The 14827-nt window shown below is 68.7% G+C and carries 13 protein-coding genes; 8 read left to right on the top strand and 5 right to left on the bottom strand.

All coding sequences use genetic code 11. The features are described 5' to 3' along the window. Window positions 1–102: 102 nt before the first annotated feature. Window positions 103–1005: a nitroreductase gene (locus PO605_RS23650; protein WP_082001557.1), complete on the bottom strand. Its 903-nt coding sequence runs from the start codon at window positions 1003–1005 to the stop codon at window positions 103–105. Between the two features lie 275 nt (window positions 1006–1280). Here PO605_RS23650 and PO605_RS23645 point away from each other — a divergent pair, with 275 nt between their 5' ends. The 5 genes from PO605_RS23645 (at window position 1281) to PO605_RS23625 (ending at window position 8052) form a co-directional block, all read left to right on the top strand. Continuing rightward, complete coding sequence (locus PO605_RS23645) at window positions 1281–1697, top strand: hypothetical protein (protein WP_052195806.1); 417 nt, start codon at window positions 1281–1283, stop codon at window positions 1695–1697. A 102-nt stretch (window positions 1698–1799) separates the two neighbouring features. Then, a complete protein-coding gene (locus tag PO605_RS23640) occupies window positions 1800–2963 on the top strand; it encodes an efflux RND transporter periplasmic adaptor subunit (protein WP_272206948.1) in 1164 nt (387 codons plus the stop codon). After that, on the top strand, window positions 2963–6079 hold the full coding sequence (locus tag PO605_RS23635) for an efflux RND transporter permease subunit (RefSeq protein WP_272206947.1): 3117 nt from the start codon (window positions 2963–2965) through the stop codon (window positions 6077–6079). Before PO605_RS23640 ends, PO605_RS23635 begins: the two co-directional genes overlap by 1 nt. Before the next feature lie 77 nt (window positions 6080–6156). Then, complete coding sequence (locus PO605_RS23630; protein ID WP_272206946.1) at window positions 6157–7425, top strand: TolC family protein; 1269 nt, start codon at window positions 6157–6159, stop codon at window positions 7423–7425. A 54-nt stretch (window positions 7426–7479) separates the two neighbouring features. Continuing rightward, complete coding sequence (locus PO605_RS23625) at window positions 7480–8052, top strand: membrane protein (RefSeq protein WP_047474264.1); 573 nt, start codon at window positions 7480–7482, stop codon at window positions 8050–8052. Here PO605_RS23625 and PO605_RS23620 read toward each other — a convergent pair. After that, a complete protein-coding gene (locus PO605_RS23620) occupies window positions 8049–8936 on the bottom strand; it encodes a LysR family transcriptional regulator (RefSeq protein ID WP_047474266.1) in 888 nt (295 codons plus the stop codon). The genes PO605_RS23625 and PO605_RS23620 overlap by 4 nt on opposite strands. A 75-nt stretch (window positions 8937–9011) precedes the next feature. Here PO605_RS23620 and PO605_RS23615 point away from each other — a divergent pair, with 75 nt between their 5' ends. Beyond that, entirely contained in the window at window positions 9012–9962 is a 951-nt protein-coding gene (locus tag PO605_RS23615) for a DMT family transporter (RefSeq protein WP_047474271.1), read from the top strand. A gap of 41 nt (window positions 9963–10003) precedes the next feature. Here the strand turns inward: PO605_RS23615 and PO605_RS23610 are convergent, their stop codons facing one another. The 3 genes from PO605_RS23610 to PO605_RS23600 all read right to left on the bottom strand — a co-directional run bounded on the left by PO605_RS23610 (window position 10004) and on the right by PO605_RS23600 (window position 13912). Beyond that, window positions 10004–11599, bottom strand: coding sequence for a bifunctional aspartate transaminase/aspartate 4-decarboxylase (locus PO605_RS23610; protein ID WP_016451742.1), 1596 nt, complete (start codon window positions 11597–11599; stop codon window positions 10004–10006). Between the two features lie 54 nt (window positions 11600–11653). Beyond that, complete coding sequence (gene aspT / locus PO605_RS23605; RefSeq protein ID WP_047474277.1) at window positions 11654–13345, bottom strand: aspartate-alanine antiporter; 1692 nt, start codon at window positions 13343–13345, stop codon at window positions 11654–11656. A gap of 366 nt (window positions 13346–13711) precedes the next feature. Beyond that, complete coding sequence (locus PO605_RS23600) at window positions 13712–13912, bottom strand: hypothetical protein (protein ID WP_272206945.1); 201 nt, start codon at window positions 13910–13912, stop codon at window positions 13712–13714. Between the two features lie 361 nt (window positions 13913–14273). On the opposite strand from PO605_RS23600, the gene PO605_RS23595 reads away from it, so the two are divergent. Further along, the gene (locus PO605_RS23595; RefSeq protein ID WP_016447039.1) at window positions 14274–14516 is read left to right on the top strand and encodes a type II toxin-antitoxin system ParD family antitoxin; all 243 of its coding nucleotides are present in this window, start codon (window positions 14274–14276) and stop codon (window positions 14514–14516) included. Beyond that, window positions 14509–14736, top strand: a complete 228-nt coding sequence (locus tag PO605_RS23590) for a type II toxin-antitoxin system RelE/ParE family toxin (RefSeq protein ID WP_272206944.1) — start codon at window positions 14509–14511, stop codon at window positions 14734–14736. The genes PO605_RS23595 and PO605_RS23590 overlap by 8 nt, the downstream gene beginning before the upstream one ends. Window positions 14737–14827 lie beyond the last annotated feature (91 nt).

Here is a 14827-nt window from a genome sequence, read left to right as displayed (position 1 = left end):
CGCAGCAGCCCCGCAACTCTAACCGCCCCGCGCAGTCAGTGCGCCACCTGCGCGCCACCTGTGCGCCACTTATGCGCCACCCTGCACGCGCTGGCTGCGGCTTCAAAGATCGCTGCCGTGGCTGTCGTGGTTGCCGTCTGGCTGGAGAAGGGCCTGTGCCGTGACCGCTGCTGTCTGCTCCGCCTGCCATGCCGTGCGCATGGAAGAGGGCGCCACCATTGCGCGCGGGGATGGCTGGCTGGTGATGGTGCCCAGGCTGATGAAGCCGGCCAGGTGCTCGCCCTCGCGCAAACCCAGCGCTGAATGCAGGGCCGGGTCAAAACAGCGCTCGCCACTGAGCACGATGGCACCAAAGCCCAAATGGTGGGCGGCGTTGAGGAGGTTGCCCAGGGCCGCGCCCGCAGCCAGCCATTGCTCACGCACCGGCACGCGCGAGCGCGGCCGGGGCGAGATGATGAAGGCGATCAGCGCCGGGGCGCGCGTTGCATGCTCGCGCGCACGGCGGATATCGTCGGCCGGGGCCAGCGGGTCGCGGCGCAGTTTTTCCTGCTCGAACAGGCAGGCCAAGGCCTCGCGCTGGTGGGCGGGAAACTCCAGAACCCGCCAGGGGTGCAAGGCACCGTGGTCCGGAGCGCATAGCGCCGCCTCGATCATCAGGTCCATGTCGCCGCTGTCCGGGCCCGGCATGGCCAGCCGCCTGGGCGAGACGGAGCGCCGCGCCAGCAGGGGCGCCAGGCCCGCCCGCTTGCGCGTGTCGGCAAAGCAGTGCTTGAGTGCATCCACCGCCTGGGCGAACTGCCGTGCCCAGGCCAGCACCTGTTCGCCTTCCTGCGTGAACCCCTGGAAGGGCCGGCCCGCACGCACCAGCGCGTGGCCAAACTCCGCCTCGGCCGAGCGTATGGCCTGGGCCAGCGTGTTGTCGGAGATGCCGCAGGCCTGCGCTGCGCGCGCCCAGTCACGCTCGCGGTCCAGGGCCAGCAGATGGGGGATGTATTTTTGCGTCAAGTCGGTTCTCCAGCACAGCCCGGCGGACTCCGGCGGGCTCCGAGGGGGCGAAGTGCTCCATGAATGGCTTCGTTATATCCGAAAAAATACAATGAAATCCGTCACTCCAGCTTGAACCGAGGCCTGGTGCGGCTTGCGGGCCTGCCGCGATGGCGGGGGCTTGCTTTGGTATGTGACAGGTGAATGTGCCCTTGCCGAACTGCGGGATTGAACCGATTGCGCAGGCACCGGCACTACAATCCCCGGCCATGTTGCATGCCATCCGGAGCCTATCCATGCGGAGCGCCTTGCTGCTGCTCATCATGGTGGCGCAGCTGCTGATACCGCTGCTGCACAGCCATTTCGGCACTCCGAACCAGGCCGGCCTGCACATCCACGCGGCGCCGTCGCGCGTGGCCGACTCGCATTTCCACCTGTTCGTGGCCCACGGCTCCTTCACCGATGTGGATGAAGACCATGTCGAGCCTTTCGAGGTCGATGTGCAGGACGCCATACAGCCGCTGGACCTGCTGCCCATGCCTTTGCTGGCCGTGGTCGGCCTGGTCTTGCTCACCCTGGGCCTGCGTGCCGCGCGCATGCGCTGCATTGCGCCCCGGCCCGCCCTGCCGCTGCAGCCCATGCGCCTGAGTCCGCGCTGGCGCGAGCGCGTGATACGGCCTTCCCCCGCCCAGGCACCGCCCCTGGCTTCCTGACCTCCCCGGCCTGGTCCACAGGCCCGCCTCAGTCCTTCTTCGCCCGCGCGCAGCGAACCGCCTGCGCGTGGACGGCGTTCGTCTTTTTTCCCGGAGTCAGGAATGATGTTTTCCCCATGGCTGCTGGCCGGCGCACTTGCGCTGCCAGCCGTCGGCATGGCCACCCAGGCCCAGGCCGCACCCGCAAGCCCGGCCAATCCCCCGTCCGCATCCGCATCCGCACCCACATCCGGATCCGCATCCACGCCCACATCCGTTGCCTTGTCCGCCGAACAGGCACAGGCGCTGGGCGTGCGTTTCGAACCCATTCAGGCGGCAGAGCGCATCGAGGTCTCGGCCCACGCGCGCGTCGTGCTGCGGCCCGATGCCCAGGCTGTGGTGGCCGCCCCCTATGCGGGCGCGGTGCCGCGCGTGCTCGTGGCCCTGGGCCAGACGGTGCGCACCGGCCAGCCGGTGGCGGTGTTCACCAGCCCGCAGCTGTATGAGGCGCGGCGCGCGCTGCTGGAGGCCGAGTCCCAGTCGCGCCTGGCACGCCAGGCCCTGGCGCGCGACCAGGCGCTGCATGAGGACGGCATCATCGCCGCCAGCCGCTGGCAGGCCACGCAGGCCCGCGCCGCCGAGGCCGCGGCCATGGCCCAGGCGCGGCGCGCCGAACTGGCCGCCAGCGGCCTGCAGTTCGTGGGCAACGAGGTGCACCTGGTGGCGCCCCGCGCAGGCTTGGTGACCGAGGTGCTGGCGGTGCCGGGCGCGCGTGTGGAGGCCTCGGCGCCGCTGCTGCGCGTGGCCGACCCCAAGGCGCTGGAACTGGACCTGCTGCTGGGCCGCGAGGTGCCGCTGCCCGGCGTGGGCGACCGCGTTCAGGTGGCGGCGCGCGGTGCGCAGGGCAAGGTGGCTGGCATGGCCCCGGTCGGTGATGGATCGGCCGGCATGCGGGTGCGCGTTGCGCTGGAACGCGCTGGTGACCTGCGCGTGGGCGAAAGCGTGACCGCGTCGCTGGCCCTGGCCGGTGCGGACGCCGGGCCTTCCGGTGGATCTGCCGGTGGCTCTGGCGGTGCACGCCTGCGCGTACCCGCTGCGGCGCTGGCGCATTGGAACAACCGCACCGGCGTCTTTGTCGCCACCGGGCAGGGGGCGCGCTTCATGCCGCTGTCCGTGGAGGCCAGCGACGAGGCCACGGCCGTGGTGCGCGGCACGCTGCCGCCCAAGGCGCGCATTGCCGTGACGGGCATTGCCGCGCTCAAGGGCCTGCTGGGCGGGGGTGAGTGATGCTGGCGCGCCTCATCGATTTTTCGCTGCGCCAGCGCGCGCTGGTGCTGATGGCCGCCTGCGCGCTGGCCCTGGCCGGTGCCTGGGCCTATGTGCACCTGCCCATCGATGCCTTCCCCGACATCTCGCCCACCCAGGTCAAGGTGATCCTGAAGGTGCCCGGCATGACGCCCGAGGAGGTGGAGCAGCGCGTCTCCACGCCTGTCGAGCAGGAATTGCTGGGCCTGCCGCACAAGACCATGGTGCGCTCGGTGTCCAAGTACGGCATCAGCGACGTGACCGTGGATTTCAGCGAAGGCACGGACGTTTACTGGGCGCGCCAGCAGGTGTCCGAGCGGCTGGCCGGCCTGCAGCGCGAGCTGCCCGCCACGGCCGAAGGCGGGCTTGCCCCCATCACCACGCCGCTGGGCGAGATGTTCATGTTCACCATCGACGGTGAGCAATGGTCTCTGGCCGAGCGCCGCCATGTGCTGGACTGGGTGATTCGCCCTGCGCTGCGCACCGTGGCCGGCGTGGCCGACGTGAATGCCCTGGGCGGCATGGTGCGCGGCTACGAGGTGATCCCCGACCCCGCCCGGCTGCGGGCGCGCGGCGTGACGCTGGACCAGCTGCGCCAGGCGCTGGAGGCCAACAACCGCAACGACGGCGCAGGCCGGCTGGACCGAGGGGAAGAGCACTGGGTGGTGCGCGTGGAAGGTGGCGTGCGCGGGCTGGACGACCTGCGCGCCATTGTCGTGGCGCCCGCCCATGAGGGGCGCGTTGCCGCCACCGTGGGCGACGTGGCCACCGTGCGCCTGGGCGAAGCCACGCGCAACGGCGCCGTCAGCCGCGACGGGCGTGGCGAAGCCGTGCAGGGCCTGGTGCTGGGACTTCGCGGGGTGGATGCGCGCAGCCTGGTGGATGCCGTGCAGGCGCGGCTGGACGAACTGGCTCCCCGGCTGCCCAAGGGCATGAGCACCCAGGTCTTCTACAACCGGGGCGACCTGGTCTCGCGCGCGGCGGGCACCGTGGTACGCGCCCTGGTCGAGGCCAGCGTGCTGGTGCTGGTCACGCTCTACCTGTTCCTGGGCGGGCTGCGGGCAGCCCTGGTGGTGGCGGCCACGCTGCCGCTGTCCATGCTGGCCACCTTCCTGCTGATGCGCCATGCGGGCCTGACGGCCAACCTGATGAGCCTGGGCGGCCTGGCCATCGCCCTGGGCATGCTGGTGGATGCTGCGGTGGTGGTGGTGGAGAACATAGAGACCGCGCTGGCGAATGAGTCTGCGGGCGCAACGGCCATCGAAACGGCAGGCAGCTCCCCGCCGCAGGACCGGGCCGTGCTGATCCGCCAGGCGGTCTCGGCGGTCTCCGTGCCCATGCTGGCCGGCGTGTCCATCATCGCCATCGTGTTCCTGCCGCTGCTCACGCTGCAGGGGCTGGAGGGCAAGCTGTTCGCGCCCGTGGCGCTGACCATCGTGCTGGCGCTGGGGGCCTCGGTGCTCATCGCCTTCACCGTCGTGCCTGCGCTGGCCTCGCTGCTGCTGCGCTCGCATGGTGGCGATGAACCCTGGCTGATGCGGCGCGTGGCCGGGGGCTTCGAGCGCATGCAGCGCTGGAGCCTGGCCCACCGGCCTGCGGTCTTCGGCATTGCCGGGGCATCGCTGGCCGGGGCGGCCGTGCTCTACCTGTCCGTGGGCAAGACCTTCATGCCCACCATGGATGAGGGCGACATGATCGTGCAGCTGCAAAAGACGCCCTCCATCTCGCTGGCCGCTTCGCTGGACATGGACGGCCGGGTGCAGCGCGCGCTGCTGGAGAAGGTGCCCGAGATCCGCTCCATCGTCGCGCGCACGGGCTCCGACGATCTGGGCCTGGACCCCATGGGCCTGAACGAGACCGATACCTTCCTGGTGCTGCGCCCGCGCGACGAGTGGCGCGGCAGCAAGGAAGACATCGCCGAGGCCATACGCCACGTCATGGAGGGCTTTCCGGGGCTCATCTACGGCTTCACCCAGCCCATAGAAATGCGCGTCTCCGAAATGCTGACCGGCACGCGCGGCGACGTGGCCATCAAGATCTTCGATCCCGACCTGGCGCGGCTGGACACTGCCGCCCAGGCCGTGGCCGCGCGCATGCGCGCGGTGGCCGGGGCCTCCGAAGTCATCGCGCCCAGCAACAGCGGCGTGCAATACCTGCAGGTGGCGCTCAACCGCGCGGCGCTGGGCCAGTCCGGGCTCAGTGGCGATGGCCTGCAGGCGCAACTGCGCGCCCTGGTGGAAGGCGAGCGCATTGGCATCGTGCCCGAAGGCGTGGCGCGCACGCCGCTCATCCTGCGCGGCGGCACGGCGCTGCGCCAGTCGCCCGAAGGCCTGGCCGGGCTGCTGGTGACGGCGGCGGACGGCAGCAACTGGCCGTTGACCTCCCTTGCCACGCTGGCGGCCCGCGACGGCCCCGTGCGCGTGGACCACGAAAACGGCGCACGCTTCGCCGTGGTGCAGGTCAACGTCGAAGGGCGCGACCTGGCCAGCTTTGTGCGAGATGCCCAGGCGGCCGTCGCCGGTGATGCCGGCCTCAAGGACATGCGCATCGTCTGGGGCGGCCAGTTCGAGAACCAGCAGCGCGCCGCCGCACGGCTGGCGCTGGTGGTGCCGCTGGCGCTGGGCGCCATCTTCGTGCTGCTGGTGCTGACCTTCCGCTCGCCCAGGCAGGCGCTGCTGGTCATTGCCAACATCCCGTTCGCGCTGGTGGGCGGCATGGCAGCGCTGAGTGCGGCGGGCGAGTACCTGTCGGTGCCCGCCTCGGTGGGCTTCATCGCGCTGCTGGGCATTGCGGTGCTCAACGGCGTGGTCCTGGTCTCTCACTTCAACAACCTGCTGGCTGCGGGCCAGCCCCTGTCCCAGGTGGTGCGGCACGGCGTGCGCGACCGGCTGCGGCCCGTGCTGATGACGGCCTGCATCACCGCGCTGGGCATGGTGCCGCTGCTGCTGGCCAGCGGGCCGGGCTCGGAGATCCAGCGGCCGCTGGCCATCGTGGTGGCGGGCGGGCTGGTCAGTTCCACGGCGCTGACCCTGCTTCTGCTGCCTTTGCTGTTCGAACGCTTCGGCCTGCCGCGGCGTGAGCGGGAGGCCCGGTCATGAGCACCACCCACACCTCCACCACCTCTCCCCACTGCAGGGCGCAAGGCCTTGCCGGACTCTCTTTCAGGAACATGCCCATGAAACCCCTGCTGCATGCCTGGGCCGCTGCCTTGCTGTGTGCCTGCGCTGTCCAGGCCCAGGCCCAAGGCCATCTGCCGCCCGAGGCCGCCGTGCGCGAGGCCTTGGCCCGCTCTCCTGCCGTGCAGGCGGCCGACGCCGCGCAACGCGGCGCTGCGGCGCGCGCCCAGGCCCTGCGCGCCGGCCCGCATGAAACCGTGGTGCGTGCCAGCGGCCAGCGCCGCTGGGTGCACGACGGCTCGGGCCAGCGCTTTGCCGAAGGGCAGATCGCCATCGAGCGCCCGCTGCGCCTGGGCGGCAAGGCCGAGTCCGATGCTCAGCTTGCCGAAGCGACCCAGGCCGCATCGCGCGTGGCGGCCCAGGATGTGCGGCACGAAGCCGCACGCCAGTTGCTGGCGCTGTGGTTTGCCGCACAGCGCGCAGGCCAGGCGCAGCAGACCGCCCGGGACAATGCCGACGCTGCCGCCGAACTGGCCCGCGTCACCGAACGCAGGCTGCGCGCAGGCGATGCCGCCAGGCTGGACGCCGAACTGGCCGCCGCCGAGCACGCGCGCATGCAGGCCGCGCTGGCAACGGCCCAGGCCGCGTACCAGGCGGCCCAGGCCGACCTGCAGGCGCGTTTTCCGGGCCTGGAGGCTGCGCGGACGAAGGAGGGGGAGGCTGCGCCACCGCTGCTGGATCTGCCACCGCTGCCCGATCTGCCACCGCAGCCACCGGCCCAGCTGCGCCTGCGCTACATAGAGCACAGCCACGAATACCTGCTGGCCCAGGCCGAGGAAACCCTGGCCCTGCGCCAGGCCCGCCGAGCCGACCTGGAACGCCGGCCCGACCCCACCGTGGGCGTGTTTGCCACCAGCGAGCGGGGCGGCAGCGAGCGCATCGCGGGCGTCAGCCTGTCCGTGCCCCTGGGCTCGGTGCACCGCCAGGCCCAGGCAGACCAGGCCCTGGCCGATGCCGACGCCGCGCTGTCCCGCCGCCTGGCGGCCGAGCGCCGCCTGGGCGCGGAGTTCGACGTGCTCTGGAGCCTGCTGGCCGGCAAGCGCACCGCCGCCCAGGCCCAGGCCCGCGCCGCCACGCTGCAGCAGGGCGCCGCTGACCGCGCACTGCGCGCCTACCGCGCCGGTGAATCGGGCCTGACCGAGCTGCTGGCCGTGCGCCGCACCCTGGCCGAAGCGCTGCTGGCCGAACGCCTGGCCCGCAGCGAGGCGCTGGAGGGCGACAGCCGCCTGCGGCTGGATCTGCATGAGCTGTGGGATTTTGATGACTGAGTGCGGCTGCAGCCCGCGACAATCCTTGTGCAGCCAATCAACCCCAGCCAATCCATGAAGCCCAGGATCCCTTCCCTCAAGCGACTGCTTGTTCTCTTCACAGTGGTGGTGCCGGCCCTGGCCTGGTGTCTGGTCAAGCCCGTGCGCGTGATGGCCCCCGGGCTGGCCGGCGTGTCCTGCACGGCGGACCGGGTCTGCGTGGATGATGTCTCGCGGCTGGAGCAGGCCAACGCCATGGTGGAGGAGGCCCGTGGATTCCTGGCGGCGCGCCTGGGCACGGCTCCGCACCGGCCCCGGGTGGTGTTCTGCGCCACCCAGGCCTGTGCGGACAGCTTCGGCCTGGGCGCGCGCTCTGCCATGAACCTGGCGGGCCTGGGCACGGTCATAGGCCCCAGGGCCTGGACCGCCTACTACCTGCGCCATGAACTCATCCACCAGGTGCAGAGTGAGCAACTCGGCGTCGCCCGCATGCTGCTGCGGCCCGCATGGTGGACCGAAGGCATGGCCTATGACCTCAGCGGGGACCCGCGCCCCGTGCTCGCCGAGCCCTGGCAAGACTACAGAGCCAGATTCCGGGCATGGCATGCCCGGGCTGGCGACGCGGGGTTGTGGACTGCGCCGCTCTAGGGCCGACCACCGCCCAGCGTCGCAATCAACTGCCCATACATGGCGTCCACGGCCGCCGAGCCCTGCGAGGCCTTGCTGCGCAGGGCCGACACTTCCATGGACACCAGCGGCGGCAGCTCGAAGCCGGCCGGCAGGTTCTGCAGCACCTGCAGGTGCGGGGGCACGCTGCAGCGCGTGAACACGGCCACGGCCAGGCCGCTTTCCACGGCGGCCAGCTGGCCGGCCAGGCTGGAGCTGTGATAGACCACGCGGTGCGCGCGCCGCTGGGCCGCCAGGCTGGACAGCGCGGCCGTGCGCGCCAGGCTGGCGGCCTCGTAGACGGCAATCGGCAGGGGATTCTTCCTCCACACCTCGTGCTGCGGCGCGCCCACCCAGACCAGGGGCTCGTGGAACAGCAGGCGCCCGCGCTGGGGCCTGTCGCGCGAGACCAGGGCCAGGTCCAGCGTGCCGCGCCCCACTTGTGGGATGAGTGCAGTGGACTGCTCGCAGGTCAGCTCGATCTCCACGCCCTGGTAGCGGCCTGCGAAGCTGCGCAGCACGGGCGTCAGATAGGTGGATGCGTAGTCGTCCGGCACGCCCAGCCGCACGCGCCCAGACAGGTCGGGGCCGAACAGCGCCTGCTGCGCCTGGGCCTGCAGCTCCAGCATGCGCCGGGCATAGCCCAGCAGCTCCGCGCCGGCGGGCGTCAGTTGCAGATGGCGCGGGCCGCGCAGCAGCACGGGCCGGCCCAGGGCGGTCTCCAGCTTCTTGATCTGCATGCTCACGGCGGCCTGTGATCGGTGCAGCAGCGGCGCGGCAGCCGAGAGCGAGCCCGCATCCACCACGGCTACCAGGGCACGCAGCCAGTCGATCTGCAGGTCGGGGTGGTTCACAGCACGCTCCATGGATTCGAATATCGAATACTAAACCTGCAAACTATTTGCTTTACGAGAATTTACTGCCACGAGACGATCGCGGCCATGCAAGACAGAACCCATTCCTTACAGGCCGCATCCGTAGCCTCCACCGCGCCCGCTCCCGCGCCCGCACAAGCCGCTCCCACAGCGCAGGAGACGCGCGGCCAGTGGCTGATGATCGCGGGCGGCGTGCTGCTGGGCACCGTGGGCGTATTTGTGGAAGAGGCCCGCCAGCACCCGTTGGTCACCGTGCTGTTTCGCTGCGCCTTCGGCGCGCTGGCGCTGCTGGCCTGGGGCCTGGCCACGGGCCGCGTGCGGGAGCTGCGCGTGCGCGGCAGAAGCTGGGCGGTGGTGGTGGCCACGGGCCTCCTCATGGTGCTGAACTGGGCGCTGTTCTTTGCCGCCATACCGCGCACCTCCATTGGCGTGGCCACCATCGTGTTCCACATCCAGCCGGTGTGGATCATGCTGTTCGGCACCCTGGTGCTGCGCGAGGCCGTGGCGCCACGGCAGGTGGCGGCCATGCTGGCGGCGTTGCTGGGACTGGTGTTGACCACGGGGCTGCTGGGTGGCGATGCGGCGGCCTGGGGACCGGACCATGTGTCCGGACTGCTCATGTGCCTGGCCGGCTCGCTGTGCTATGCGGCCGTGACCATCCTGGCCAAGACCGAGAAAGTGGTCACGCCGTTTGCGCTGGCCTGGTGGCAATGCGCGGTCGGCACCGTGCTGCTGCTGTGGGTGCCGCTGGTTCATGGCTGGCCGCAGGCGCCGTCATCCTGGGCCTGGCTGGCAGGGCTGGGTGTGCTGCACACCGGCCTGGCCTACGCCATCCTTTTTGCGGGCATGGCGCGCCTCACGCTGGGCCGCATCGCCGTGCTGCAGTACGTCTATCCGTTGACGGCCATCGTGCTGGACTGGGCCGTCTACGGGCGCGCGCTGGGCGCTGTGCAACTGGCCGGTGTGGGCCTGATGGCCGGGGCGCTGCTGGTGGTCAAGGCCCGACAGCTGCGATGAGCCGTGCGGGCGATGAGCCGTGCGGGCCTTGTGCGCAGGGCCTACTCCTTGCCCAGCGCCTTGTACTGTTCGTACAGCTCGTCGGCCAGCCGGCGCAGGGCGCGGCCTATGGCGGCGTACTCGTACTCGTTGAGGTTGGCCAGCGAGGCGCGGCCCGAGGGGCGATCGGAGCCGAAGCCCCGGCCCGGCAGCAGCACGATGCCGGTCTCATCGGCCACGCGGAACAGCATGTCGCCCGTGGACGACTGCTGCACCGCCCATTGCGAGAAGGCCTCGCCGTAGAGCCGGCAAGTGACGTTCTGCAGATCGATCAGCGTGTAGTAGTTGACCGAGTTGGGGTTCTCCAGCGGGGGCATGCCCAGCTCGCGGTACAGCGTGGCCTCGCGGCGGCGGATCAGTTGCTTGAGCGCCTGCTTGTAGGCGTCCGCTTCATCCATGAGCGCAAACAGCGAGAACAGCACCATCTGCACCTGCTGCGGCGTGGACAGGCCGGCCGTGTGGTTCAGCGCCACCACGCGGCTGTCGGCCACCAGGCGGTCGATGAACTTGAGTGAGCGCACATCGGGCAGCAGCGAGCGGTAGCGGTGGTCCAGCGCCTTCTTGGCGGACTCGGGCAACTGCGACAGTGCATGGTCGAACACGTTGTCCTTGTGCGCCGCGATCACGCCCAGGCGCCAGCCCGTGGCCCCGAAATACTTGGAGAACGAATACACCAGCAGCGTGTTCCGGGGGCAGACCGAGAACAGCGACTGGAATTCATCGGCAAAGGTGCCGTAGACATCGTCGGTCAGGATCAGCAGGTCGGGCCGCTGCTCGGCCACGATGGCGCGCACGCGGTCCAGGCTGCGCTGGTCCATCTTCACGGACGGCGGGTTGCTGGGGTTCACACAGAAGAAGATCTTGACGTCCGGGTCCTTGAGCTTGTCCAGCTCGGCGTCGGAGTACTGCCAGCCGTTGTCGGGGTCGGCGTGGATGGGCACTTCCTTGAGGTCGTACTGGGCCAGTTCGGGAATCTCGATATACGGCGTGAACACCGGCATGCCGATGGCCACCTTGTCGCCGGCCTTGAGCAGGCCGCTGATGCGCAGGCTCTCGAAGATATAGGCCATGGCCGCCGTGCCGCCCTCGACCGCGAACAGGTCCACCGACTCGGGCGGCACGGCGCCGCCTGCCATCTCGCGCACGATGTACTGGCGCACGATCTGCTCGCTCACGGTGAGCATGCGCGGCGGCACGGGGTAGTTGCAGCCCAGGATGCCGTCCACCATCTCATGCAGGAAGGCGGCGGGGTCCAGCCCCAGCTGGTCGCGCACATAGCTGAGCGACTTGCCCAGGAACTTCACGCCCTCCTGATCGCGGTGCTCGGCGATGAAGCGCTCGAAGCGGCCCTCGATGCCGTCGAGCTTGGCCAGCCCGCCCACGCCCACCGTCATGTAGGAATACGACAGCTCCGACTCCGCCGCCGCGAACAGCCCCAGCCGGAAGAACGCCCGGCGCGGCGTGGTCGCCAGGAAGTTGGGATTGCCGCGCCCCGCATTGAGCATGAGGCGGTTGGCCTTGCCCGAGGCCACCTTGATCAGCTCGTCCTTGAGTTCGAACGGGCTCAAATTCGCCAGACTCCGATAATCCTTGCTCATTGCGCAGCTCCTTGTGATGGTCCTTGGTGGTCCTTGGGAAGAGATCAGGGGTGGTCAGGCGAAGGCGATGACCAGCGGGCCCAGCAATGTGAGGAACACATTGGCCAGCGCATAGGTGATCGCAAACGGTGCCGTGGGAATCGAGTTGCCGGCCTTGTCCAGAATCTCGCCGAACGCCGGGTTGGCGCTGCGCGCGCCCGACAGCGAGCCTGCGAACACGGCCACGTTGTCATAGCGCAGCACGTACTTGCCGAACAGCATGGCGATCAGCAGCGGCACGATGGTCACCACCACGCCCAGCAGGAACAGCGTCAGGCCCTGCTGCATCACCGTGGTCACGGCCTGCTGGCCGGACTGCAGGCCCACCATGGCCACGAAGCCGGCCAGGCCCAGGTCGCGCAGCAGCGTGGAGGCGGCCGTGGGCATGTTGCCGAAAGTGTGCTTGCGGCTGCGCCACCAGCCGAACAGCAGGCCCGCCAGCAGGGCGCCGCCGCCGCTGCCCAGCGTGATGGGAATGGAGCCCAGGCGCAGCACCAGCAGCCCGATCAGCAGGCCCACCGTGATGCCCAGGCCGTGGAAGACAAAGTCCGTCTTGTCGCTGGGCACGATGATGGGGCCCACCGACTGCGCAGCCTTTTGCACATCCTGCGGCGTGCCGAACAGCGTCACCACGTCGCCCGGCATGACCATGGTGGCCGGCGCAATCGGCACCGGCGTGCCTGCGCGCATCAGCGCCACGGCATACACGCCGTGCTTGAAGTCCTGCGACAGGCTGTCCAGGATGTCCTTCACGCTGCGGTTCAGGTACTGGCTGTTGGAGATGGCCACGTCGCGCCGCACCATCACCACGTCCATGCCCTCGGCGCCCTGCAGCTCCTCGCCCACCGAGGCGCCCAGCGCCACCACGGCCGCGCGCCGGCCCACCAGCAAGATGATGTCGCCGGCCTCCAGCGCCAGGCTGCCGTCCACGCCCACCATCGCGTTCCTGCGCTGTATGCGCTCCACCGTCACCGTGCCGCCGTTGGCGGTGGCGCTGGCCTCCAGCTCCGCCACGGTGCGGCCCGCCTGTCCCACGCGGAAAATGCGCCCCACCAGATCCGGCACGGCCGGTGACTCGCCGGTTCCGTACACGCGCACGCCCTTGAGCAGCTCCTGCTCGGCCTGGATCGCGTCCTCGCGGATCTTGCGGCCCGTCAGCCACTGCAGCACGTTCACGCACATGATGATGGCGCCGAAGGAGCCGAAGATATAGGTCACCGCATAGCCGATGGCCACATTGGCCTGCATGCGCTGCACCTCGTCGGGCGCCAGCCCCAGCTTCTCGATGGCCGAGCCCGCCGTGCCGATGATGGCCGACTGCGTCAGCCCGCCCGCTGCCAGCCCCGCCGCCAGCCCCTTGTCCAGATGGAACACCCGGGCGATCACCACCACCGTGACCAGCCCCGACACGGCCACCACCAGGGCCATCAGGATCTCCTTGACCGACTGCCGCCCCAGCGAGCGGAAGAACTGCGGCCCGCTCTCGAAACCCACGGCATAGATGAACAGCGCGAACAGCACCGCCTTGATGCCCGAATCAATGGTCACCCCCACCTGGCTGATCAGCACCGCCGCCAGCAGCGACCCCGCCACGCCCCCCAGCTGGAACGACCCGAACCTGAACTTGCCCACCCAGTAACCGAGCGCCAAGGCCGCAAACAGCGCGATTTCCGGAGCCTGATGAAAGATGCTTCTGAGAAAGTCCACAGCCACCTCTGCTTCTGGGTTGAGGTCCACGGCGGTGCAAGGCAACGGAAGCGGCTGCCTCAGGAGGGCAGGGGGGATTGCGTGCGCGTGGACTGGGAAACGGCGAGTCGCTATTGGAAATAGCTATCGAAAATACTTCTGCACAAATGATTGTGACCAAGAATTATTCAATCGAATATGGCTATTTCATTGGCTTCTTTGGGTAAATCCTTGTTGAGAACAGAGCCACTATTCACGACAAAGACCAACGGCAATGTAGGACTGCGCCGTCAGCAAAAGCGGATACATATACAGGCCTGCCTTGCATGCAGGCCATGGGCGCCAGTTTTCGGATGAAACCTATTGGCAGCGAGATGAATTCATCAATTACGCATCTCGCGACCAGATGAGGTGGAGCTCTCCATCCACAAAACCGGCGCTCACCGCTTGCGACTGGCGCAGCCGAAGGGCTCCTGCCGCTTCCGAGGCCACGTAGGAGCCAAGCAGCTTCCTGGCAGCAGCAAGTCCCTTCTCCCACTCGCTTCCCACGACTTTGTGCGGCAACTCGAAGTGAGGGTCGTCGGACATGAATATGTCATCGCACGCCCAGTCCGGGTCCTGCGGGTCGTAGGTCGGGCAGCCCACAATCTGGAGCTCGTGCGATGTGGGCGAGTCATACAGATTGAAGTGGAATGCTGCGATTCCTTCTGGCAGATCGCCGGACAGTGTTTGGTCGACCCATTGGGAAAATTACTTTTTCAATTGCTTTCATGGTTTCAATATTCTGATGCAATGTGGATCAAAAAATCTTTCCATCATATAGGGAAGTCTGAAAGAAAGAATCGATTTGCATGCTTCAAAAAATATCCGGCTCCGGCACAGCCCGCCCAAAGCCCGTCTCCAGAAAATCAAAATTTTGGATAGATTGGTACATCGTCTGGAGAATGCCATGAGCCGAAACACATCCGTGGCCCTGGGGCCGCACTTCACGGAATTCATTGATGCCCAAGTCCAAGGCGGGCGCTATGGCTCCGCCAGTGATGTGGTCAGAGCCGGGTTGCGGCTGCTGGAAGAGCACGAAATCAGGGTGAAGGCATTGCAAGAGGCTCTGAACGCTGGCCGTCAGTCCGGCGAGCCGCGCCCGTTTGACAGCGAAGCGTTTTTGAGCCGCATGCACGCAAAGCATGGCTAAGCCCTACCGACTGTCGCCGCTGGCCGAAGCCGATCTGGAGGAAATCTGGCTCTACACGCTCATGCACTGGTCGGTTGAGCAGGCAGGCTCCTGCCTTCGCAACCTTGTGGAGACATTCGAGGGATTGGCCAAGAGCTCGAAGCAGGCCCAGCAGGCCGGCGCCCAGTACCAGCCAATGCTCGCCGGCAAGGCCGGGCCGGTTCCTGTTCCCCTGCCATGAGCGTGGGCGCCAGGGCGACGGCGGTCCGGCCCGGGCGCCTGCGCCAAGGGTAGGCGTATTACGACGCACAGGAAGGTGTTGGCCCGATGGC

Source organism: Delftia sp. DT-2, assembly GCF_028401915.1.
Taxonomy (GTDB): Bacteria; Pseudomonadota; Gammaproteobacteria; order Burkholderiales; family Burkholderiaceae_C; genus Comamonas; species Comamonas tsuruhatensis.
Note: the sequence above shows the minus strand (reverse complement) of the source record. Positions and strands in the feature narration are given on the sequence as shown.